This window comes from Streptomyces sp. NPDC007917, from assembly GCF_042959105.1.
Taxonomy (GTDB): domain Bacteria; phylum Actinomycetota; class Actinomycetes; order Streptomycetales; family Streptomycetaceae; genus Streptomyces.
Genome location: NZ_JBIBKK010000023.1, coordinates 136,756 through 158,697, shown reverse-complemented (window position 1 = coordinate 158,697; position 21,942 = coordinate 136,756). Strand labels below are relative to the sequence as shown.

Here is a 21,942-nt window from a genome sequence, read left to right as displayed (position 1 = left end):
CTTCGTAACCGTTTCACCGGTTTCTCCGGGCGCTTCCCTTCGGTGTTTCCAACCTTACCAGATCCGTTTTCCGGTCCGTTCCCGGTCCGAATTCCATTTCTGGTGGCCGTTGGAGTGGCCTTTGCCTTTCGGCTGTTTCGACTTTAGCAGACTCGCATCGGCCGACCTAATCGGCTTCGCGATTCCTGCGGGATCGAAGTGCCCCGCTCGAATCGGAATTCAGAGCCCGGGCGATCTTGGTGCTAACGGTTGCCCGCGAGCAAACCCTGCTCGCCGCAACCGTTAAAACCTACCTCCCCCGGCAGCCCCCGTCAAGGGGCCTGGGCGAGGTAAGCACAATAGCAGGTCAGAGGGGGTCCATGCACAGTGCGCCACGCGTGGTGAGCGGTGTGTCGACCCGCTGTCTCGACGTCTGAGCGGCGTCTCGACCGTCATGTGAAGCAACCAACGACTGTCTTTGTAACTCCGCAGGAGCCGAAGGTCAAGCATCCGGTTCGGCAAGGGGGTCGGAGAAGGACGACGGTGGGGTCTCAAGCTCTTCGAGCTCGATGCCGGGTGCCGCCAGCACCACGTCTCCGGCGATGTGGACCGAGTGTCGCTCGCCCGTGTCGAGGGCCGTGACCTGGTACTCGTCCACCATCAGAGGGCCGGTGTCCGTCGGGTGTGCCGTCCTGTCCAGCAGGGCCCATGACTGGTCGAGGGTGCGGGGCGCGAGGACGGGAGCGGTGAAGGCGACGAGACGGACGCGGGTGGCGGGGGCGCCCGGGGTGAGGCGGAGCAGGCGGGCCGTGGCGATCAGGAAGGCCGGCGAGGTGCCGGTGAAGGCGTGGGCGGCGACATTGCCCTCGGTCGCGTGTGCTCCGGACGGGTCGGTACGGACCCAGGTGACGCCGTCCAGCGCCGCGCCGCGGACGCGCCAGCTCGCGGCGTTCAGTTCCAGGCGCAGGGGGCGGCCGAGCTCGTCGAGGGTGAGGTCCACTGAGCCGCTGTGGTCGCCGGAGGGGGAGGTGAGCTGGGCGACGTAGCGCCAGCCGGTCGGGCCGGTCGCGCAGTGGAAGTGTTCCTCGCCGAGCGGGGCGTGATCGTGCGGATCGTGGAGGGAGTAGCGGCCGCGGGGCATGGGCTTGGTCCTTGACGTGCGAAGGCCCGCCCGGCCGAACCGGCCTGGGCGGGCCCTGGGCCCCCGCCGAGGCGGGGGCCGGCTACCGGATGCTGATGCGGTCAGTGGCTGATCGGCAGGCGATCAGGCGCTGATCAGTAGCGGTAGTGGTCGGACTTGTACGGGCCCTCGACCGGGACGCCGATGTAGGCGGCCTGCTCCGGGCGGAGCGTGGTCAGCTTGGCGCCGAGGGCGTCGAGGTGGAGCCGGGCGACCTTCTCGTCCAGGTGCTTGGGCAGCACATAGACGTCGGTCGGGTAGGACTCCGGCTTGGTGAAGAGCTCGATCTGGGCGATGGTCTGGTTCGCGAAGGAGTTGGACATCACGAAGGACGGGTGACCGGTCGCGTTGCCCAGGTTCAGCAGACGGCCCTCGGACAGCACGATGATCGCCTTGCCGTCGGGGAACGTCCAGGTGTGGACCTGCGGCTTGACCTCGTCCTTGACGATGCCGGCGATCGCGGCGAGACCGGCCATGTCGATCTCGTTGTCGAAGTGGCCGATGTTCCCGACGATCGCCTGGTGCTTCATCCTGGCCATGTCGGAGGCCATGATGATGTCCTTGTTGCCGGTCGTGGTGATGAAGATGTCCGCGGTCTCCACCACGTCGTCCAGGGTGGCGACCTGGTAGCCGTCCATGGCCGCCTGCAGCGCGCAGATGGGGTCGATCTCGGTGACGATGACCCGGGCGCCCTGGCCGCGCAGCGACTCGGCGCAGCCCTTGCCCACGTCGCCGTAGCCGCAGACGACGGCGACCTTGCCGCCGATCAGCACGTCGGTGGCGCGGTTGATGCCGTCGACCAGGGAGTGGCGGCAGCCGTACTTGTTGTCGAACTTCGACTTGGTGACGGCGTCGTTCACATTGATCGCCGGGAAGAGCAGCGTTCCGTCCCGGTGCATCTCGTACAGGCGGTGGACGCCCGTGGTGGTCTCCTCGGTCACGCCGCGGATCTCCGAGGCGAGCTGCGTCCACTTCTGGGGGCTCTCCGCGAGGGTGCGGTTCAGCAGCTCCAGGATGACGCGGTGCTCGTCGTTCTCCGCGGTGGAGACGTCCGGGGCGGCGCCGGCCTTCTCGTACTCGACGCCCTTGTGGACCAGGAGGGTGGCGTCACCGCCGTCGTCCAGGATCATGTTGGGGCCGCCGGTGGCGGTGCCCGGCCAGGTCAGCGCCTGCTCCGTGCACCACCAGTACTCCTCCAGGGTCTCGCCCTTCCAGGCGAAGACCGGGATGCCCTGCGGGTCCTCGGGGGTGCCGTTCGGGCCGACGGCGATCGCGGCCGCCGCGTGGTCCTGGGTGGAGAAGATGTTGCAGGAGGCCCAGCGGACCTGCGCGCCGAGCGCGACCAGGGTCTCGATCAGGACCGCGGTCTGCACGGTCATGTGCAGCGAGCCGGTGATCCGGGCGCCCGCGAGCGGCTGGGCGGCGGCGTACTCCTTGCGGATCGCCATCAGACCGGGCATCTCGTGCTCGGCGAGGGTGATCTCCTTGCGGCCGAAGGCGGCCAGGGACAGGTCGGCGACCTTGAAGTCCTGACCGGAGACGGCATTCGTCATCTGCTGCTCCTCATCGATCGGTGTCGAGCGAGAGTGGTTTCGGCTGGGCATGCGGCAGCGGTCCCTCGGCACCGTGGTCATACGGACACACCGGTCCCCTGCTCGCAGGCGCAGTCCGTCGGAGGCCCTCTCTCCCTCGGCCGGTCCGCGGGACGGACCGCCCGACCGCCATCAGCAGCGACGTCTGGCTCGTCACGAATCTACACCGATCGGCGCAGCGAGCCCCAGTCGATGGCGGCTTTCTTCAGCCTGTGGACGCTTTCTTCGGCCGCCTCCCCGCCACGATCACGGAGGCCGGGGTTCCGGTGGGTCGCCGATCCGGGCTGTGTTCCGGTCCCCGACCTCTTGCGGGATGCGTTCGGCACGGGGACCCTTGCACCTTCCCGCGCTCGATCAACGCGCTGTAGGAGGAGAACCACGTGACCAGTCCAGCCGATCCCCCCACTGGCGCGGGGGCCAGCGGACCAGGGCTCAAGCTGCTCGCCGTGACCGCCTGTCCGACCGGCATCGCGCACACCTATATGGCCGCGGAAAAGCTGGCCCAGGCCGCGAAGTCGCTCGGGCACGTCATGAAGGTGGAGACACAAGGCTCCATCGGGGCCGAGAACGTACTCTCCGACAACGATGTCAGAGACGCGGACGGCATCATCATCGCCGCGGACAAGGACGTCGACCGCAGCCGGTTCGTCGGCAAGAGGGTGCTGGTCGTCGGCGTCGCGGAGGGTATTCACCACCCCGAGCGGCTGATCGAGCAGGTCCGCCGCGCTCCGGTGTACGGCGGGGACGGCTCCGCCGCGGGACCTGGGCCGGGCGGCGGCGCGGGGGGCTCCGCCGGCGCCAAGGGGCGCGGCATCACGTACAAGGCGCTGATGAACGGCGTCTCGTACATGATCCCGTTCGTCGTGGTCGGCGGGCTGCTGATCGCGGTGTCGCTCGCGCTGGGCGGCGATACGACGCCCAAGGGGATCGTCATCCCCGACGACTCCTTCTGGAAGTCCGTCAACGACATCGGCGTGATCGGCTTCCAGCTGATGATCCCGGTGCTCTCCGGCTATATCGCCTATGCGATCGCCGACCGGCCCGCGCTGGTGCCGGGCATGGTCGGCGGCTGGATCGCGGCGCACGGCGAGCTGTACGACAGCGAGGCGGGCGCGGGGTTCATCGGCGCGATCGTCACCGGCTTCCTGGCCGGCTATCTGGTGCGCTGGATCAAGATGGTCAAGGTGCCCAAGTTCGTCCAGCCGATCATGCCGATCATCGTGATCCCGATCGTGGCGACCTCGGCGCTCGGGCTGTTCTTCATCTATGTGCTCGGCGAGCCGATCTCGTGGGTCTTCGAGAACCTGACCGACTGGCTCGGCGGGCTGACCGGCACCAGCGCGGCGCTGCTCGGCACGATCCTCGGGCTGATGATCGCGTTCGACATGGGCGGTCCCGTCAACAAGACCGCCTTCCTCTTCGGCGCAGGCCTGGTCTCCAAGAACCCCGAGGTCATGGGGATGTGTGCGGCGGCCATCCCGGTCCCGCCGCTGGGCCAGGGGCTGGCCACGCTCATCCGCCGCCGGATGTTCGACGACCAGGAGCGGGAGACCGGCCTGGCCGCGCTGTTCATGGGCTTCTTCGGGATCACCGAGGGCGCCATCCCGTTCGCCGCGGCGCGCCCGGCGCGGGTCATCCCGGCGAACATGCTCGGCGGCGCGGTCGCCGGTGCGGTGGCGGGGCTGGCGTCGGTCGAGGACAACGTGCCGCACGGCGGTCCGATCGTGGCGCTGCTCGGTGCGGTCGGCGGGGTGCCGATGTTCTTCGTCGCCGTCGTGATCGGCACGGCGGCCACGGCGGTCACGACCATCGCGCTGATGTCGGTCGGCGGGAATGCGGCCCAGGGGGGCGATGAGGCTCCGCGGCCGGGCGCGGCCGGCGGTGCCGGCGTTCCCGCGCCGATGCCTGAGCCGGCGCTGGTGGGGGTCGCGGCGGAGGGGGCGGGGGCCGCGGGCGCGGCCGCGGCCGGGTCCGGGTCCGCGCCTGGTTCTGCCCCTGCGGCTGGTTCTGCCCCTGCGGCTGGTTCTGCCCCTGCGGCTGACTCTGCTTCTGCGCCTGCGGCTGACCCTGCCCCCGCTTCTGCGGCCGTGTCCGAGGGTGCGTCGGCGGATGGGGCGGATCAGGTGCTGTCCGGGTATCTGACCGGGCAGACCGTACGGGAACGGCTGGCGGCGGACGGCAAGGAGGCCGCCATACGGGAGATGGCCGAGCTGCTGGCCACCTCCGGCAAGGTCGCCGATGTGGCGGAGCTGGTTAGGGCGGCGCTGGCCCGCGAGGAGCAGGGCACGACCGGCCTCGGCGAGGAGATCGCGATTCCGCACGCCAAGACGGACGCGGTGACCGAGCCCGTCGTCGGCTTCGCGCGGTCGCCCGAGGGCATCGAGTGGGGTGCGCTGGACGGTACGAAGGCCAAGCTGGTGTTCATGATCGCGGTGCCGGAGGCGGCGGCGGGCGATGAGCACCTGCGGATCCTGGCGCTGCTGTCGCGGAAGCTGATGAGTGCGGAGTTCCGGGAGCGGTTGCTGGGGGCCGCGGACGAGGCGGCGATCCTGCGAGTGCTCGGCGAGATCGAATAGCGCGCGGATCCGCTTGCCACGTCCCGAGCCGCGCCCGAGGAGCACCCCGAGCAGCAGCCCTGGACGCGGCCGGAAACGGCGTCGGCCTTCGCGCCCGCGGTGCGGGCGCGGAGGCCGACGCCGTGTGTGAGCGCTTACGCGGAGGTGGTGCGCAGGATGTCCGGCTCCAGGTAGATCACCCGGGCGATGGGGACCGCCTCGCGGATACGGGCCTCCGCCGCGTCGATCGCGCGGGCGACCTCCGCCGCCGTGTCGTCGTGCTGGACCGCGACCTTGGCGGCGACCAGAAGCTCCTCGGGGCCCAGGTGGAGCGTGCGCATGTGGATCAGGCTGGTGACCGTCTCGCCGTCCACCAGGGCCTCGCGGATCTTGGCGACCTGGTCCGCGTCGGCGGCCTCGCCCAGCAGCAGGGACTTCGTCTCGGCCGCCAGCACGAGGGCGATCAGGACCAGCAGGGCGCCGATGCAGACCGTGCCGATGCCGTCCCAGACGCCGTCGCCGGTGAGCAGCGACAGGCCGACGCCGCCGAGCGCGAGCACCAGGCCGACCAGGGCGCCGAGGTCTTCGAGCAGGACGACGGGCAGCTCGGGGGCCTTGGCCCGGCGCACGAACTGCGACCAGGTCAGCGCGCCGCGGATCTCGTTCGACTCCTTTATGGCCGTACGGAACGAGAAGCCCTCCGCGATGATCGCGAAGACGAGCACACCGACCGGCCAGTACCAGTGCTCCAGGTCGTGCGGGTGCTTGATCTTCTCGTAGCCCTCGTAGAGGGCGAAGACGCCGCCGATGGAGAACAGGACGATGGAGACCAGGAAGCCGTAGATGTAGCGCTCACGGCCGTAGCCGAAGGGGTGCTCCGGGGTCGCCTCGCGCTTGGCCTTCTTGCCGCCGAGCAGCAGCAGGCCCTGGTTGCCTGAGTCGGCGATCGAGTGCACGCCCTCGGCGAGCATCGACGACGAGCCGCTGAACGCGAACGCCACGAACTTGGCTGCGGCGATGGCCAGGTTGGCGCCCAGCGCGGCAACAATCGCCTTGGTTCCGCCTGATGCACTCATTTTGTGCCGAATGTCCCTTCCGTCACGCGGCAGCTTTGCCGTCGCTTTACTGCATACGGCGGGCCATTGTTGCAGCCCCGCCAAGCGGCGGTGCGTCAGGCGGCGACTGTGGCCCGGAACACAGTGCCGGGCCCGGACAGCGCCACGGCCTCACCCGCCGGTACGAAGGCCGACTCCCCCTGTGCCAACCGCAGTTCGGCCGCCTGACCGCCGTCGCCGCCGTCCCCGCCGTCGCCGACCTCTCCGCCCCGCGCGCGCAGCACCGCCGTACCCGAGACGCACAGCAGGATCTGGGGGGTGCGGGAAGGCAGCCGGCGCGGCCCGGCGCCCTCGGCCAGGACGTAGCGCGAGAGCCGGAACTCGTCGATCGGGGTGGTGTACACCTCCTCGCCCGAGGAATCCGCCTCGGGGCGGAGCACACCCGGCGCCTCGCTCTCGAAGCGGACGATGCGCAGCAGTTCGGGGACGTCGATGTGCTTGGGGGTCAGACCGCAGCGCAGCACGTTGTCGGAGTTGGCCATGATCTCGACGCCGAGGCCGCCGAGATAGGCGTGCGGCACGCCCGCGCCGAGGTAGAGCGCCTCGCCCGGGTGCAGCTGTACGTAGTTGAGCAGCATCGCGGCGATCACGCCGGGGTCGCCCGGGTAGTGCCGGGCGATGGAGGCGTACGCGCGGTACGCGGGGGCGTGCGGGCCGTCCTGCGCGCCGAGCCGTTCCGCGGCGGCGGCGGCCTGGTGGACGGTGTCCGCGATCGCCTCGCGGTCGGCGGTCAGTACGGCGGTGAGGACTTCGCGCAGCGCGTGGGACTCCGGGTGGGCGTGCAGGACGTCCACGTACGGCTTGAGCGAGTCCACCTCGAGGGCGGCCAGCAGCCCGGCGGCCTCGTCGGCGCCGCGGAAGCCGCACAGCCCGTCGAAGGGCGTGAGCGCGCATATGAGTTCGGGCTTGTGGTTGGCGTCCTTGTAGTTGCGGTGGGCGGCGTCGACGGGGACGCCGCGCGCCTCCTCGTCCGCGAACCCCACCTTGGCCCGGGCCAGGTCGGGATGCACCTGCAGGGAGAGCGGCGAGGCGGCGGCGAGCACCTTGAGCAGGAACGGCAGCCGCGGCCCGAAGTGGCGTACGGCGTCGGGGCCGAGCTCCCCCTCGGGGTCGGCGGCGATCACGTCGGAGAGGGCCGCCGGGCCCTGGCCGCGGTCGACGCGGGACGGCGCCCCGGGGTGCGCCCCCATCCACAGCTCGGCCTGCGGCTCGCCCGTCGGCTCCGTGCCCAGCAGCGCGGGGATGGCGGTGGCGGAGCCCCAGGCGTAGGGGCGGACGGTGTTGACGAGGCGGTCCATGCGGTGCGGTTCCTGACTGTACGTACGGAAGGACGGGATTACTCCGTCATGATCTCTCCGTGGAGGCGAGCGCCAGGTAAACGGCGGTGAAATCCGTGATGGCGAGGAGCTCCGCCGCGTTCTCCAGCACACCGCCGCCGCCCGGTTCGAGCTCGCTGAGCGCCGTGTCGTGGGCGAGCGCGAGCTCCCGGGCGGTCGGCACGGCCGAGAGCGAGCTCACCTGCTCGTCGTACAAGAGCACAACACGGGCCCGCAGCGCCTCGGCCTCCTCCACCCGGTCGCGGAAGAAGTCGTCGGGGTCGGCGCCGCCGGCGAGCGATCCGGCCAGCAGCGTGCCGTGGGCGGCGAGCGCCCCGGGCAGCTCGGCGACGAGCGCGGGGCGCCCGGCGAGCAGCGCGAGCAGGCTCGCGAAGCGCCGCCCGGCGGCCGCCGCGACCGGCCCTTCGGTCCACATCAGCGGCAGTGAACCGGCGAGCTCGACGGCGAGGGCCTTGGCGGGGTTGGTGTAGGTGGCGATCGCCGGGCCGCAGCGCTCGGCGACCTGGTCCAGCCGGTCGGCCACCTGCTGCAGCACGCTGGGCGGGGCGGCCACCAGGCCGATGCGGTCGACGAGCACCAGCAGCGGGGTGAGCAGCGCCCACAGGGTGCCCGGCAGGGCGGGCCCGGTCACCTCGTCCGGCGCCGTGCCCGTCGGCTCGGTGTGCTGCCCTTCGGGCGGCGGGGTGCCGGCGGGGGCGGGCGGGGCCGTGTCGTACGGCGCCGAGTCATTGTGCGAGGCAGTGGCCAGGGGGACCGTCAGCCCGCGCGCCTGCTCGACGGCGGCGGCCAGCGGGGAGTGCGCGGGCGCGACCGCCACGATCGAGCAGCCGCGCCGGTAGGCCTGCTCGACCAGCGGTGGCAGCCCCGGCTCCGCGCCGTCCGGCGTGACGAGCAGCAGCAGATCGAGGGGGCCCGCCCAGCCGGGCAGCGTCCAGCGCAGCGCGCCCGGGGCGGGCGCCACGCCCGTGGGCGCGATCAGGCTGACGGGGCAGTTGTTCCCGCTGAGGGCGCCGAGGAGGTCGGCGGTGCAGCTCCCCGCCGCGCCCGGGCCCGCGACCAGTACGGTGCGCGGCCGGCCGTCCGGCTTGAGGTCGGCGACCCCCGCCTCGGCGGCGTACCGGGCCGCGGTACGCACCCGGGCGCCGGATTCCGCGGCCCCGCGCAGCAGCCCGCGGGCGTCCGCGCGGGCGAGGGCTTCGGGGGCGTCGAGGAGGGATTCGTCGAGCATGGTGCTTCGGCCTCCGATCGCCGTGGGCGGGGCGGTGCGGTGCGGTGCGGGAAGTGCGCCGGATGGCGTCAGGCCGGGCGGCGCGCCTCGTCGACGAGCAGCACCGGGATGTCGTCCCGGACCGGGTAGGCGAGACCGCACCCCTCGCCCGTGCACACCAGCTCGGGCGTCTGCGGCCCCTGTTCCTCGCGCAGCGGCGCATGGCACGCCGGGCAGGCGAGGATGTCCAGCAGACCGGCTTCGAGCGGCATGGGGCGTCGTCCCTTCGGTTTGCTTCGCTTTGAGTCCAGCGCAGTCAGCGTACCGCCGGGGAGAGGGCGGGGCGCCCCCTCCCCTTCAGGGCTGCTTCAGGGCTGCCGTCACTCAGGCGCGGACGACGGCCAGGACCTCGTCGCGGACGCGGGCGGCGGTCTCCGGGCCGCGCGCCTCCACGTTGAGGCGCAGCAGCGGCTCGGTGTTGGAGGGGCGGAGGTTGAACCACCAGTCCGCGGCCGTCACCGTCAGCCCGTCCAGCTCGTCCAGCTCGACGTCGTCGCGCCCCTCGTAGGCGGCCTTGACCGCGGTCATGCGCCCGGCCTGGTCGTCCACGACGCTGTTGATCTCGCCGGAGGCGGCGTACCGGTCGTACCCGGCGACCAGCTGTGACAGCGGGCGGTCCTGCTCGCCGAGCGCGGCCAGGACGTGGAGGGCGGCCAGCATGCCGGTGTCGGCGTTCCAGAAGTCGCGGAAGTAGTAGTGCGCGGAGTGCTCGCCGCCGAAGATCGCGCCGGTGCGGGCCATCTCGGCCTTGATGAACGAGTGCCCGACGCGGGTGCGGACCGGGGTGCCGCCGTGCTCCTTGACGACCTCGGGCACCGACCACGAGGTGATGAGGTTGTGGATGACCGTGCCGCCCGGGTGCTTGGCCAGCTCGCGGGCGGCGACCAGGGCGGTGATCGCGGACGGGGAGACCGGCTCGCCGCGCTCGTCGACGACGAAGCAGCGGTCCGCGTCGCCGTCGAAGGCGAGGCCGAGGTCGGCGCCGGTCTCGCGGACGCGCGCCTGCAGGTCGACGATGTTCTTGGGGTCGAGCGGGTTGGCCTCGTGGTTGGGGAAGGTGCCGTCCAGCTCGAAGTACATCGCGTCCAGCTCGACGGGGAGCCCGTCGAAGACGGTGGGGACGGTGTGGCCGCCCATGCCGTTGCCGGCGTCGACGACGACCTTGAGGGGGCGGATGCCGGTGACGTCGACGAGCGAGCGCAGATGGGCGGCGTAGGCGTCGAGTACGTCCCGCTGGGTGATCGTGCCGCGGGCGGCGACCGGGTCGGGCGCGCCGCCCGCGGACCACTCCTCCACCAGGGCGCGGATCTCGGCGAGCCCGCTGTCCTGGCCGATGGGGGCGGCGCCCGCGCGGCACATCTTGATGCCGTTGTACCGGGCGGGGTTGTGGCTGGCCGTGAACATCGCGCCGGGCAGGTCGAGGTGGCCGCTGGCGAAGTAGAGCTGATCGGTGGAGCACAGCCCGATCTCGGTCACGTCCGCGCCGAGCGCGGCGGCCCCGGTCGCGAAGGCCCGCGACAGGCCCGGCGACGAGGGGCGCATGTCATGGCCGACGACGACCGCGCGCGCGCCGGTCACCCGGGCGAAGGCGGCGCCGAACAGCTCGGCGAGCGGCTCGTTCAGCTGGTCCGGGACCACACCGCGCACGTCGTACGCCTTCACGATCTGCGACAAGTCGGTCACAGCAGTCCCTTCTGGAGGTCTCAACTTCTGCGGGTCTCTACGTTCTGGGGGTTCAAAACCTACCCGTAGGACCTGGGGGGCAACTGTGAAGCCCGTCGTACGGCGCGCTCGGGGCGGTGGTACGGCCGGAAGCCGAGGGGAGGGAGCGGGAAGGCTCAGGAGTCGGGCGAGCGCAGGACCCTCAGGTGGCCGCGGCGGGAGGCCTCTCGCGGGTCGCCCTCCCGGCCGCCGCCCCCCGGGCCCGGCGAGCCGCCGGACGCGCGCTCATGGGGGCGGGCCGCCTCGCGCACGGCGTTGGCGAGGGCTTCCAGGTCGTCACCGCTGGGGCGGGGCGGGCCGGTGTCGACGGCGAGCCTGACGACCTCCCAGCCGCGCGGGGCGGTCAGCCGCTCGGAGTGTTCGGAGCACAGGTCGTAGCAGTGCGGCTCGGCATAGGTGGCGAGTGGCCCGAGGACCGCGGTCGAGTCCGCGTAGACGTACGTCAGCGTCGCGACGGCGGGGCGGCCGCACGCGGTGCGCGAACAGCGACGTACAGGGCTCACGACGTTGGACGGTACCGCACTCTTGAGCGGGCCGCGACGACTCTCCACCAGCTCACTCCGCCGTGTCGTCACGGTTCGCCCCGTGCGTCCCGATCCGTGAACATCGGCGTTGACCAGCGCGGACTCAGACGGAGGGCGATGACCGGCGAGAACGAATCCGGTCACGGCTCGATCCGATATAGATCATCTTGTGTAAGAAAGCCGACCCAAGAGGCGACTGTTTTCGGGCGGAAGGATGGCCGGAATATTCATCTGGCGACGTAAGGAGCGCACTCGGCGGCGATGCGCAAGACGCCGTCAGAGGGATGTCGGCGCCGGTGACGGACGCGCTGTCCGGTAAGCGCGTACCCGGTTGCCGTTGACAGCTACCCTCGTGAGTGATGACCAGGCCCGTACCACCTCATCAGTCCGAGCCGCGCCCGCGCCGCCGCGATCGGCACGGGCGTGGAATGCGCGGACCGATCGCGCCGCCGCAGGTGCCGCTCTCGGTCAGCCGCGCGGCCTCCTTCCTGGATCTCGTCCAGGAGTCCGCGGAGCGGCTGGAGAGACGCTGGCCCCAGCTGTCCGCCGTCGACTTCGCCGTGCTCGAGGTGCCGACCATGAGCGGGCACGGCGGCCCGGACGGCTGGGACGGCGAATCCGTGCCGCTCGGCCAGTTCATCGCCGCGCGCGGCGACAGCCCGGACCGCATCGTGATCTATCGCCGCCCGGTCGAGATCCGCGCCAAGACCCGGGACGAGCGCGCGCTGCTCGTCCACGAGGTCGTCGTCGAGCAGGTCGCCGAGCTGCTCGGGCTCGCCCCGGAACTGGTGGACCCGCGCTACGGGCAGGACTGACCCTCTTGCGGTGGCTTTGCCCCGCCGACACGCCGTGGCGACGGGGTCTCGACGGCGCAGAGCCACCGCGACGTCACCGCGTCACTGCTTCCCGTCGTTGAGCAGGGACAGCTCCTGGCGCGCCGCCGGGACCGCGACCGTGCCCCGGTCGTCGGGCAGCGCCTGGATCGTGAACATCGGCACGCCGCCCTGGGGCAGCGCCAGCATCCGCGACGCGTACACCGGCCCGCCCGAGATCCGCTCGACCGTCACCGCGTATCCGCCCTTGCCCGAGGCCGGGCGCGGCGGCTGCACGGCCAGGGTGGTGCCGCCCTTGACGTCGTAGGTCTTGCTGACGGGGGTGCCGCCCCCGCTCCCGGCCGACGCGGTGACCCGCACCTTCGCCGACGCGCTCGGCGCCACCAGGGACAGCGTCGAACCCTTGGAGCGGTTGTCGGGGGCCGTGGCGTTCCGCTCGATGCTCGTGGTGGCGGGGATGAAGGCCGTCTCCTGGTTGCTCCCCTTGCCGCGGGTCACCCGCAGCGCGGCCACGACCGGGGCGGCCCGGCCCTCCCCGTCCTCAGGGGTGAGCACGAGAGAGCCCGGCTCGCCCTCGGTGAGGTTCCCGAAGTCGGCCCACGCGGTCATCCCGCTCTTGACGTGCAGCGACTCATGGCCGGCCGGGGTGATCGAACTGCTGCGCCCGGCCAGCCGCACCTTCAGGTCCGCGTCGTCCGAGCCGGGCGCGTAGACCACCAGGCGCACCGAGGTCGCGTCCGCCGGGATACCGGGCAGCACCACGCTGGTCGACGGCTCGGCCGAGGCCGGGAGCCAGTCGCTGCCGGACGACTCGTCCACCGCCTGGACGGTCGCCCCGACCCGGCCGGAGCGGGCCGACACCCTGAGGGTCGCGTCGGTCGCCTCCACGTCCGTCAGGGTGGAGAGCAGCACCGGGACGGTGGACCGGCCCGGGACCGTGACCGCCTCGTCGGTCGAGGGCTTGAGCCGGCCGTTCTCGCCATAGAGCTTGAGGTCCACCTCGGCCGCCCTGTCGTCCGGGTTGGTCAGGTGCACATAGTCCTGCCGGTCCTTGGCGGTGCTGGCGCCGGGGAACCAGAAGTCCGTGTCGGGCGCGGCGCACGTGGTGCCCAGCACACCGCGCCCGCTGCCAGCGGCCACGGTGGTGGTCTGCTGCACGGTCCAGCCGGGGGCGAGGGGGCCGTCGGCGGTGCCGATCAGCGCGGGGGCGTCCGAGCGGTCGGTCTCGGCGGTGACCGGCTTCCCCGGCTCCTTCAGGGCCACGAAGGGCTGGCTCGCCTTGTCCTTCTGAGTGCCTTTCCGGTCTTTCCCGGTGTCCTTCTGGCCGCCGCCCGCGGAGTCGCCCGCGGAGTCGTCCTGCGGGCCCTGGGCGGGCAGCAGCCCGGCGGTCCCCTTCTTCGCGCCCTGCGCGCCCGCCCCCTTGGGGGTGAACGCGGTGTAGGTGGTGGTGCCCACGTCCGAGGAGGTGGGCGTCGGGCACAGGAGCGTGGAGCGCTCGACGGGCAGCCTGGTGGCCGCCTTGGCCGCCGGTGCCGTGTCGTCGGAGGACCCCGCGGTCAGCGAGGCGACGCCGGTGATGGCCGCGAGCGCCGTGGTGGCGCCGATCAGGGACAGGATGGTGCGGTTCATCACTGCTGCTCGCTCCCGTCGCGGCGGGCCTCGGGGTCGGCGCCGCCGTACGTCGTGTCGCCCTGCGGCGGGTACGTGCCGCCGTCGGCGTAGGGCTGCTGCTGGTCGTAGGCGTACGGATCGGCGTACTGGCCGCCGGCGTACGGGTCCGCCGGGTACTGGCCCTGACCCTGGGCGTACTGCCCCTGCGCGTACTGGTCCTGGCCGTACTGCTCCTGGCCGTACTGGTCCTGGGCGCCCTGGTAGCCGGTGCCCGCGCCCTGGTACTCGCCGCCCTGGTAGCCGGCGCCCTGGTAGCCGGCGCCGGCGTAGTCACCGGCCGGGTACTGGCCGCCCTGGTACTGGCCGCCCGCGTACTGGCCGTAGCCCGCGTCCGCGTACGACTGGGCGTCCCACTCGCCGTACTGCTGCTGCGGCACCGCGGCGTACGGGTCGGCGGCGGCCTCCTGGTCCGTCTGTCCGGCCTGAGCAGCGTGCCCGGCCTGAGCCGCCTGCCCGGTCTGAGCCGCCTGGTGCTCCTGACCGACCTGGCCCGCGTGACCGGCCTGGCCGGCGTATGGCTGCTCCTGCGCGCCCGGCGCGTCGGCCGGCTGCTCATCGGCCGACCGCTGCGCGGCCTGCGCCGCCGCCTCCGCCTCCGCGGCGGCCCGCAGCCGCCGCGCCCGGCGCCCGTCGCCCGTCAGGTCCTCGGCCGCGACCGCCGCGGCCTCCGCCTCCGGCAGGTCGTCGTCGACGGTACGGCGGCGGCCCGGCAGCGCCAGCACCACCAGGACCAGCGCGAGCAGCCCCTGGGCCCACATCCAGGCGGTGTGCCCGACGGGGGCGTCGTAGCTCAGGTCGAGCCGCCCGCCGTTCGCCGGGAGCTCGAAGCCCTGCGCCCAGCCGTCCACGGTCGTCGCCTTCAGCGGCTTGCCGTCGAGCGTGGCCTGCCAGCCGGGCGTCGCCTTGTCGGCGATCCGCAGCACCCGCCCCGCCGGGCCGGCCGGGACGGTGGTGTGCGCCTCGACGGGACCGGAGGGGACGTTCACCGGCGCCGCCTGGGACCCGGCCGCCGAGCCGCCCTGACCCCCTGTCCCGGCCGTCTCGCCCGCCTGGGCGCCGGGGACGATGGTGACCCGCGAGATCCGCTGGTTGACCCGCCACAGGGCGCTGCCGTCCTCCTGGCTGAGCCTGGTGAGCCCCGGTGTGGTGTCCAGCACCCGGCTCATCTGGCGCGCCGAGCCCTCGCGCACCACCACATAGCGGATGGCGTAGCCGCCGAGCTGGCTGGTCTGGTCGGCGCCGGAGCCCGCGACCAGGTTGGCCACCACCCGGTCGAGCCGGCTGTCGCCGCCGGCCGCGCCGGTGAGCTCGGCGTCGCCGAGCCGGGCGCCGGAGCCGCGCACCAGGACGTAGTCGGCGCGGGCGGCGTCACCGTCGAGGACGAGGGTGCGCGCCTGGTCGCGGGTGCTGCTCTCGGCCGCGACGAAGGCCGGGACCTGGTCGGGGTCGCGCCGCCCGACGGGGCCGTCCGCGCCGCTGAGCATCCAGTGGGCGGCGGCCCACAGGGGGGCGGCGGCCGCGGCCGCGGTGATCAGCAGCGCGAGCGGCTGGCGCCAGCCGAAGCTCTGCGCCGCGACGCGCTCCCGTGCGCCCTCGGCGCCCACCACGCCGGCACCCAGCAGCGCCAGCCCGTAGACGAGGGTCGCGGGCCCGGCCCAGCCGGAGCCGTTCGCGAGCGCCGCGAAGAGGAAGCCGGTGAGGGCCACGGCCCATGCCGTACGGACCGCCGGCTGCCGCTCGGTGCGCATCAGCGCGCCGAGCGCCGCCAGGACGAAGCCGAGCAGCAGAAGTGTTCCGCCGGCCTTGGGGCCGCCGGGGCTCAGCGCGAGCAGGTCCAGGGCGGACGCGGAGCCGGTGGAGTAGTCGAGACCCGCCTCGTCCAGGAACCGGCCCGGGTCGGTCAGCAGATCGGCCGACCAGGGCGCGAGCACGGCCAGCGGGGTGAGGACGACGGCGAGGAAGCGCAGCCCGTACGCCATCAGCTGCTCGGTGCGGCTCTCCGCGAACCGCACCGACAGCACCCCCAGGCCCAGGACCAGCGCGATCGGCCAGACGATCGGCGTGAACGCCATGGTGAAGGTCAGCAGCAGCGTGTACGCCCAGGTGGCGCGCCAGCTCGGCCGCTCGCCGCCGCGCGCCCGCTCGCCGAGCTGGAACCCGCTCGCCGCGACCGCGGCGCGGGCCATCAGCGGCAGCAGGACGGCGAGCACGGCGGTGCCCAGACGCCCGCTCGCCAGCGCCCCGGTCGCGGCCGGCAGGAAGGCGTACGCGACGCTCCCCCAGGCGCGCAGCAGCCGGGACTCGACGAGCGGCCGGGAGGCGAAGTACGCGGTGAAGCCGGCCAGCGGCACCGAGCAGACCAGCAGCAGCGTGAGCGTGAAGCCGGTGCTGCCCAGGAAGAGCGTGGCGACCGAGGCGAGCACGGCCAGATACGGCGGCGCGCTCTGCGTCCCGCCGGTCCCCACCGGGTGCCAGCCGTCCAGGTAGCGCGCCCACAGCTCGCTGACGCCGTCGGGCGCGGGCAGCAGCGCGCCGCCGGTCAGCGCCCCGGCGCCGAGCAGATCGCGGCAGGCGACGAGCGAGACGAGCAGCAGGACGGCGAAGAGCATCGGCCCGGGTTTGCGGGCGATCCGCTTCAGCCGGGCGAACTGCTCGACCTCCAGGAAGTCGGCGTCGTCGTCGCCCGGCCCGGACTCCACGGCCCCGTGCCGCCCGCCGGAGGACAGCTCGGGCTCCGACCGTCCGCCGAGGTTGCTCGCGATCTGTTCGACGGTGGCCCGCACCGTGGCGCCGGGCGGCGGGAACAGCGGCCGCAGCTCGTCCTTCTCGGCCACGGGCCTCCCGCGCCGCTTGCGCGCGGCGAGGATCTTCTCGGGGCGCAGCAGCGTGCCGAAGAGCCCGGCGACCTCGTCGAGCGCCTGCCCGGGCACCTTGCCCACCAGATACGCGAGGGTGCGCAGCAGCGTGCCGAGCACCAGCCGCAGCATGACGTACGGGAGCGCCGCCCCGCGGCTGTTGGCCAGCAGGGTGTAGACCGCACCGGCCTTGTCGACGCGGTGCGGTCCGGCGACAGAGCGGCCCACGCAGTCGATGGGGCGCCGCTCGCGGGAGGCGGCCTCGGCGTGGCGCAGCGCGGCGTCCGGCGCGATCAGCACCTGGTGGCCGGCGGCCTGGGCGCGCCAGCACAGGTCCACGTCGTCGCGCATGAGGGGCAGCCGGGGGTCGAAGCCGCCGAGCTCCTCCCAGACGTCGCGGCGCACCAGCATGCCGGCGGTGGAGACCGAGAGCACCGGCCGCACCTGGTCGTGCTGGCCCTGGTCCTGTTCGCGGCGCTCCAGGCCGGTCCAGCGGCGGCCGCTGCGGGCGATGCTGACGCCGACTTCGAGCAGCTGCCGGCTGTCGTACCAGCTGCGCAGCTTGGGGCCGACGATCGCGGCGCGCGGGTGGTCGTCCGCGACGCGCAGCAGTTCGGCGAGGGCGTCCGGGGCGGGGGCGCAGTCGTCGTGCAGCAGCCACAGCCACTGGATCGGCTCGCCGTGGGGCAGCTCCGGCATGTCGTACGCGTCGTCGCGCCAGGTGCGGTTGACGGGGTCCCAGCCGCTGGGCCGCTTGAGGTACGGCAGCTCCTCGGGGCCCAGCACCTCGGCGCCGCGGACCGCCTCGGCGACGGCGGTGCCGAAGCCGCTGCGGCGGGCGAGGTGGAGCACCCGGTCGGGGCCGAGGGCGTCGGCCAGCAGCTGCGCGGAGTTGTCGGCGCTGCCGGTGTCGGCGGCGATCGCGCTCTGGACGGGCCGCTCCTGGCCGAGCAGCCCGGCCAGCGCCTCGGGCAGCCAGCGGGCGCCGTCGTGGGCGACGAGCACGGCGGTGACGACATGGCGGGGAAACGCCGGCGTCTGGGTGGACGCAAACGCGGCGTTGGCGGCCGGGTATTGGGCCGCCTGGTGGCTGTGCACGGACATCGAGGTACGGGCCCCGGTTCGCTGGACTGCAGTGGACGCGCGCGCCCTTGGCGGCGCCCGCGCGTCTCGGACGGGGCCCCACACTAACGGCTGTCCACACAGCGGTCCGCCTCCCGGCGCCAGGGCGCGGGAGGCGGACCGCTGGGTTCAGGTCTGGTATGGCGTGGAGTCAGGCGGCGGCCTTCAGACGGCGGCCTTTTTCAGACGTCGGCGCTCCCGCTCGGACAGACCGCCCCAGATGCCGAAGCGCTCGTCGTTGGCGAGGGCGTACTCGAGGCATTCGGAGCGGACCTCGCAGGCGAGGCAGACCTTCTTCGCCTCACGGGTGGATCCGCCCTTTTCCGGGAAGAACGACTCGGGATCGGTCTGGGCGCACAATGCGCGCTCCTGCCAACCGAGCTCCTCGTCCGCCTCTTCGACCAGCAGTTGCTGGAACAACTCGGTCATGTGCGCCCCTCGTCCGTCATTACGTCCCCGTGCCCGCTGCCGTTGGTCCGCGGCAAAACGACACGAGTGAAATTACAAGTGTGCCGATCCGGGCCAGTCAAGCCGAGATCTGCTATTGAGCCCCTTATTCACTCTGCGGAACCAAGGCGACGCAGAAAGTGTTCAAATCGGCCTAAAGCCGACACCTTCCCCGACCGTCACCCCTGCCCCTCCTCTCGCTCACAGGGGAGGACGTCATGACGGCCGATCCCGTTGCACCCCAGGGGATTCCGGGTGCTGGTTCCGGGTGTTGCGCCTTCTGACCGCTAACCGGCGGGCACAAACCTTTCTGCCGCTCCGGCAACCGGATGAGGTGAAACCTCGCCCACCAACCGGACGTCAAGTTGACACGGGGGCCGGCGACCCGGTCTCCTTGTCAGCATGTCAGTGACCCCCGCGCCCCAGGCGACCCGTGACCACGGGTTCCGCTGCGCTGTGCAGGCTCGCTGTCGCTGTTCCAGCTGTTGATGCCTGTCGATAGCCCCTGAGCTCCAGTCATCCCGACAGCCGCCCTCCCGGCCGCCGCCCCTTGTGGCGCGCCTCACGCAGCCGTCCCCTCCGGCCGCCTCACCCGGCCGTCCACGCGCCCGCCACGCCACCTTCCGCCGAGGAACCCCCTATGAACAGCGACATCCAGATCGCCGGTGACCCGCTCGCCATCCCGCATCTGCTGCCGCCCGCACCCGCACACCCCTCCACCGTCTCCGCCTTCGCCGGACTGGCCCGCTCCATCGCGGCCGACCGCGACAGCTGGGCGCCCCTGGTCCAGTACGACGCCACCAGCCGCTGGTACCACCGGCTGCGCACCGGCCCCGGCTACGAGGTGTGGCTGCTCAGCTGGGTCCCCGGCCAGGGCAGCGGGGCCCATGACCACGGCGCGTCCTCGGGTGTGCTGACCGTCCTCGAAGGCGAGCTGACCGAGCGGGTGGGGCCCGGCGGGCGGCACACCCTGACGGCGGGCGCGCAGCGGGCCTTCGCGCCGGGCTATGTCCACGACGTCGTCAACGACGCGCTCGAACCGGCCGTCAGCCTGCACATCTACTTCCCCGGGTTGACCGACATGCCGATGCACCCCTCGCAGGACGCGGTACGGGAGCTGGCGGAAGGCCGCACGAACGGCTTGGTTCCGGACGCCCCGGACACGCTGGATGTCGTAGGCGGCTGACAGGCCCGCCCGTCGCCCCCCACCACCCTCAACGGATGCGCCTGACAGTATGTCTCGCATGCGCATTGTGGTTCTGGCAGGCGGCATCGGCGGCGCCCGTTTTCTCCGCGGTCTGAAGTCGGCGGCGCCGGACGCCGACATCACCGTCATCGGGAACACCGGCGACGACATCCACCTCTTCGGGCTGAAGGTCTGCCCCGACCTCGACACGGTGATGTACACGCTCGGCGGCGGCATCCACGAGGACCAGGGCTGGGGCCGGGCGGACGAGACCTTCGCCGTCAAGGAGGAGCTGGCGGCGTACGGCGTGGGGCCCGAGTGGTTCGGCCTGGGCGACCGGGACTTCGCCACGCACATCGTCCGGACGCAGATGATCGGCGCGGGCTATCCGCTGAGCGCCGTCACCGAGGCCCTGTGCGCGCGCTGGCAGCCGGGCGTGCGGCTGCTGCCGATGACTGACGACCGGGTCGAGACGCACGTCCTGATCGACGATCCCGCCGCCCAGGCTGCCGAGGGGGCCGCCGAGGGCCGCCCCGCGCGCAAGGCCGTGCACTTCCAGGAGTACTGGGTGCGGCTGCGCGCCTCCGTGCCCGCCCACGCCGTCATCCCCGTCGGCGCCGATCAGGCCAAGCCCGCGCCCGGGGTGCTGGAGGCCATCGCCGGGGCCGACGTCGTCCTCTTCCCGCCCTCCAACCCCGTCGTCAGCATCGGCACCATCCTGGCCGTGCCCGGCGTCCGGGAGGCCATCGCCGACGCCGGGGTGCCCGTGGTGGGCCTGTCCCCCATCGTCGGCGACGCACCCGTGCGCGGCATGGCCGACAAGGTGCTGGCCGCCGTGGGCGTGGAGTCCACCGCCGCGGCCGTCGCCCGTCACTACGGCTCCGGGCTGCTCGACGGCTGGCTCGTGGACACCGTGGACGCCACCGCCGTGGACGAGGTCGAGGCGGCCGGAATCCGCTGCCGCGCCGTCCCGCTGATGATGACCGACGTAGAGGCCACGGCCCGGATGGCCGCGCAGGCCCTGGCCCTGGCCGAGGAGGTACGGGCATGACGCAGGCCCCCACGCACCAGGTGAAGGCCCCGGCGTACCGGGTGTGGGCGCTCCCCGGCATCCCCGAGGTCCGCCCCGGCGACGACCTCGCCAAGCTCATCGCCGACGCCGCGACCGCCGAGGGCCTGCCGGGGCTCGCGGACGGCGATGTCCTGCTCGTCACCTCCAAGATCGTCAGCAAGGCGGAGGGGCGCGTCGTCCAGGCCGCGGACCGCGAGGCTGCCATAGACGCCGAGGCGGTCCGGGTCGTCGCCCGGCGCGGGCGCACCCGCATCGTGGAGACCCGGCACGGCCTGGTGATGGCCGCGGCCGGGGTGGACGCCTCCAACACCCCCGCAGGGACCGTGCTGTTGCTCCCCGAGGACCCCGACGCCTCCGCGCGGCGGATCCGGGCCGGGCTGCGGGACGCGCTCGGCGTCGAGGTGGGGGTGGTGGTCACCGACACCTTCGGGCGGCCGTGGCGCAGCGGGGTGACCGATGTCGCCATCGGAGCGGCCGGGGTGCGGGTGCTGGAGGACCTGCGCGGCGGCACCGACGCCCATGGGAACCCGCTGAGCGCCACCGTGGTCGCCACGGCCGACGAGCTGGCCGCGGCGGGGGATCTGGTCAAGGGCAAGGCAGGCGGGCTGCCGGTGGCGGTGGTGCGGGGCCTGCCACACGTCGTACGGGCAGTACGGGCGGCCGACGCCGCGGGAGCGAGCCCGGACGGCGCGGACGGCCCCGGCGGCACCCAGGGCCCCGGCGGCACCGAAGACTCCGGCACCGCCGCCGGCCCCGCCGAGACCGAAAGCCCCGGCAGCCCCGGCGCCCCCGCCGACCCCGACCTGGGCGCCCGGCCCCTGATCCGCGGGGCCGCCGACGACATGTTCCGGCTCGGGACCTCCGAGGCCGTACGGGAGGCCGTCACCCTGCGCCGTACGGTGCGGGAGTTCACCGACGAGCCGGTGGACGGCGCCGCGGTGCGCCGGGCCGTGGCCGCCGCGATCACCGCCCCTGCCCCGCACCACACCACGCCCTGGCGGTTCGTCCTCCTGGAGTCGGAGGAGTCGCGGCTGCGGCTGCTCGACGCGATGCGCGACGCGTGGATCGCGGATCTGCGCGGCGACGGCTTCTCCGAGGCGAGCATCGCCAAGCGGGTGCGGCGCGGGGATGTGCTGCGCAAGGCGCCCTGCCTGGTGGTGCCCTGCCTGGTCGCGGACGGCGCCCACGCCTACCCCGACGCCCGGCGGAGCGCGGCCGAGCGCGAGATGTTCGTGGTGGCGGCGGGCGCCGGGGTGCAGAACCTGCTGGTCGCGCTGGCGGGTGAGGGCCTGGGGTCGGCGTGGGTGTCGTCGACGATGTTCTGCCGCCCGGTGGTGCGCCAGGTGCTGGGGCTGCCCGAGGAGTGGGACCCGATGGGGGCGGTCGCGGTGGGCCGCGCGGCGGCGCCGCCCGCGGCCCGGCCGCCGCGGGACGCCGACGCGTTCCTGGTGGTGCGTTAGCCCTTAAGGGCACGTCCGCCGCCCC

Annotated in this window: 16 protein-coding genes; 5 read left to right on the top strand and 11 right to left on the bottom strand. The window is 73.1% G+C overall.

All coding sequences use genetic code 11. The features are described from left to right. Positions 1-481 precede the first annotated feature (481 nt). Both ACFZDL_RS34890 and ahcY read right to left on the bottom strand, forming a co-directional pair. Positions 482-1,120: a hypothetical protein gene (locus tag ACFZDL_RS34890; RefSeq protein WP_353594288.1), complete on the bottom strand. Its 639-nt coding sequence runs from the start codon at positions 1,118-1,120 to the stop codon at positions 482-484. A gap of 134 nt (positions 1,121-1,254) precedes the next feature. Next, a complete protein-coding gene (gene ahcY / locus ACFZDL_RS34885; protein WP_353594289.1) occupies positions 1,255-2,712 on the bottom strand; it encodes an adenosylhomocysteinase in 1,458 nt (485 codons plus the stop codon). Positions 2,713-3,131: 419 nt separating this feature from the next. Between ahcY and ACFZDL_RS34880 the strand changes: the two genes are divergently transcribed. Then, the gene (locus ACFZDL_RS34880; protein ID WP_353594290.1) at positions 3,132-5,327 is read left to right on the top strand and encodes a fructose-specific PTS transporter subunit EIIC; all 2,196 of its coding nucleotides are present in this window, start codon (positions 3,132-3,134) and stop codon (positions 5,325-5,327) included. 134 nt (positions 5,328-5,461) lie between these two features. Here ACFZDL_RS34880 and ACFZDL_RS34875 read toward each other — a convergent pair whose 3' ends face one another. The 6 genes from ACFZDL_RS34875 to ACFZDL_RS34850 all read right to left on the bottom strand — a co-directional run bounded on the left by ACFZDL_RS34875 (position 5,462) and on the right by ACFZDL_RS34850 (position 11,298). Further along, positions 5,462-6,382, bottom strand: coding sequence for a cation diffusion facilitator family transporter (locus ACFZDL_RS34875; RefSeq protein ID WP_353594291.1), 921 nt, complete (start codon positions 6,380-6,382; stop codon positions 5,462-5,464). 95 nt (positions 6,383-6,477) lie between these two features. Continuing rightward, positions 6,478-7,719, bottom strand: a complete 1,242-nt coding sequence (gene manA / locus ACFZDL_RS34870) for a mannose-6-phosphate isomerase, class I (protein ID WP_353594292.1) — start codon at positions 7,717-7,719, stop codon at positions 6,478-6,480. A gap of 46 nt (positions 7,720-7,765) precedes the next feature. Continuing rightward, entirely contained in the window at positions 7,766-8,986 is a 1,221-nt protein-coding gene (locus tag ACFZDL_RS34865) for an SIS domain-containing protein (RefSeq protein WP_353594293.1), read from the bottom strand. 68 nt (positions 8,987-9,054) lie between these two features. Beyond that, a complete protein-coding gene (locus tag ACFZDL_RS34860) occupies positions 9,055-9,237 on the bottom strand; it encodes a Trm112 family protein (RefSeq protein ID WP_353594294.1) in 183 nt (60 codons plus the stop codon). A gap of 112 nt (positions 9,238-9,349) precedes the next feature. Next, the gene (locus ACFZDL_RS34855) at positions 9,350-10,708 is read right to left on the bottom strand and encodes a phosphomannomutase/phosphoglucomutase (protein ID WP_353594295.1); all 1,359 of its coding nucleotides are present in this window, start codon (positions 10,706-10,708) and stop codon (positions 9,350-9,352) included. A 155-nt stretch (positions 10,709-10,863) separates the two neighbouring features. Further along, positions 10,864-11,298 carry a DUF3499 domain-containing protein gene (locus ACFZDL_RS34850; RefSeq protein ID WP_353594296.1) on the bottom strand — a complete coding sequence of 145 codons (435 nt, stop codon included), beginning with the start codon at positions 11,296-11,298 and terminating at the stop codon, positions 10,864-10,866. A 401-nt stretch (positions 11,299-11,699) separates the two neighbouring features. Between ACFZDL_RS34850 and ACFZDL_RS34845 the strand changes: the two genes are divergently transcribed. Continuing rightward, entirely contained in the window at positions 11,700-12,086 is a 387-nt protein-coding gene (locus tag ACFZDL_RS34845) for a metallopeptidase family protein (protein ID WP_353594297.1), read from the top strand. Positions 12,087-12,167: 81 nt separating this feature from the next. Here ACFZDL_RS34845 and ACFZDL_RS34840 read toward each other — a convergent pair whose 3' ends face one another. The 3 genes from ACFZDL_RS34840 to ACFZDL_RS34830 all read right to left on the bottom strand — a co-directional run bounded on the left by ACFZDL_RS34840 (position 12,168) and on the right by ACFZDL_RS34830 (position 18,181). Beyond that, the gene (locus tag ACFZDL_RS34840) at positions 12,168-13,733 is read right to left on the bottom strand and encodes a DUF5719 family protein (RefSeq protein WP_353594298.1); all 1,566 of its coding nucleotides are present in this window, start codon (positions 13,731-13,733) and stop codon (positions 12,168-12,170) included. Continuing rightward, entirely contained in the window at positions 13,733-17,734 is a 4,002-nt protein-coding gene (locus tag ACFZDL_RS34835; RefSeq protein ID WP_353594299.1) for a glycosyltransferase, read from the bottom strand. The genes ACFZDL_RS34840 and ACFZDL_RS34835 overlap by 1 nt, the downstream gene beginning before the upstream one ends. Positions 17,735-17,917: 183 nt before the next feature. Then, entirely contained in the window at positions 17,918-18,181 is a 264-nt protein-coding gene (locus tag ACFZDL_RS34830) for a WhiB family transcriptional regulator (protein ID WP_004952403.1), read from the bottom strand. 658 nt (positions 18,182-18,839) lie between these two features. Between ACFZDL_RS34830 and ACFZDL_RS34825 the strand changes: the two genes are divergently transcribed. From ACFZDL_RS34825 to ACFZDL_RS34815, 3 genes are read left to right on the top strand one after another with little or no spacing between them, the layout of a single operon-like run. After that, complete coding sequence (locus ACFZDL_RS34825; protein ID WP_353594300.1) at positions 18,840-19,385, top strand: cysteine dioxygenase family protein; 546 nt, start codon at positions 18,840-18,842, stop codon at positions 19,383-19,385. 58 nt (positions 19,386-19,443) lie between these two features. Next, the gene (gene cofD, locus ACFZDL_RS34820) at positions 19,444-20,436 is read left to right on the top strand and encodes a 2-phospho-L-lactate transferase (RefSeq protein ID WP_353594301.1); all 993 of its coding nucleotides are present in this window, start codon (positions 19,444-19,446) and stop codon (positions 20,434-20,436) included. Beyond that, complete coding sequence (locus tag ACFZDL_RS34815) at positions 20,433-21,917, top strand: coenzyme F420-0:L-glutamate ligase (protein WP_353594302.1); 1,485 nt, start codon at positions 20,433-20,435, stop codon at positions 21,915-21,917. The genes cofD and ACFZDL_RS34815 overlap by 4 nt, the downstream gene beginning before the upstream one ends. Positions 21,918-21,942 lie beyond the last annotated feature (25 nt).

What these genes read in the sequence shown, in the direction of transcription:
- ACFZDL_RS34890 (WP_353594288.1), bottom strand. Translation starts at nt 1,120, where the DNA reads ATGCCCCGCGGCCGCTACTCCCTCCACGATCCGCACGATCACGCCCCG.
- ACFZDL_RS34865 (WP_353594293.1), bottom strand. Translation starts at nt 8,986, where the DNA reads ATGCTCGACGAATCCCTCCTCGACGCCCCCGAAGCCCTCGCCCGCGCG.
- cofD (WP_353594301.1), top strand. Translation starts at nt 19,444, where the DNA reads ATGCGCATTGTGGTTCTGGCAGGCGGCATCGGCGGCGCCCGTTTTCTC.
- ACFZDL_RS34830 (WP_004952403.1), bottom strand. Translation starts at nt 18,181, where the DNA reads ATGACCGAGTTGTTCCAGCAACTGCTGGTCGAAGAGGCGGACGAGGAG.
- ACFZDL_RS34825 (WP_353594300.1), top strand. Translation starts at nt 18,840, where the DNA reads ATGAACAGCGACATCCAGATCGCCGGTGACCCGCTCGCCATCCCGCAT.
- ACFZDL_RS34835 (WP_353594299.1), bottom strand. Translation starts at nt 17,734, where the DNA reads ATGTCCGTGCACAGCCACCAGGCGGCCCAATACCCGGCCGCCAACGCC.
- manA (WP_353594292.1), bottom strand. Translation starts at nt 7,719, where the DNA reads ATGGACCGCCTCGTCAACACCGTCCGCCCCTACGCCTGGGGCTCCGCC.
- ACFZDL_RS34815 (WP_353594302.1), top strand. Translation starts at nt 20,433, where the DNA reads ATGACGCAGGCCCCCACGCACCAGGTGAAGGCCCCGGCGTACCGGGTG.
- ACFZDL_RS34875 (WP_353594291.1), bottom strand. Translation starts at nt 6,382, where the DNA reads ATGAGTGCATCAGGCGGAACCAAGGCGATTGTTGCCGCGCTGGGCGCC.
- ACFZDL_RS34845 (WP_353594297.1), top strand. Translation starts at nt 11,700, where the DNA reads ATGCGCGGACCGATCGCGCCGCCGCAGGTGCCGCTCTCGGTCAGCCGC.
- ACFZDL_RS34860 (WP_353594294.1), bottom strand. Translation starts at nt 9,237, where the DNA reads ATGCCGCTCGAAGCCGGTCTGCTGGACATCCTCGCCTGCCCGGCGTGC.
- ACFZDL_RS34840 (WP_353594298.1), bottom strand. Translation starts at nt 13,733, where the DNA reads ATGAACCGCACCATCCTGTCCCTGATCGGCGCCACCACGGCGCTCGCG.
- ahcY (WP_353594289.1), bottom strand. Translation starts at nt 2,712, where the DNA reads ATGACGAATGCCGTCTCCGGTCAGGACTTCAAGGTCGCCGACCTGTCC.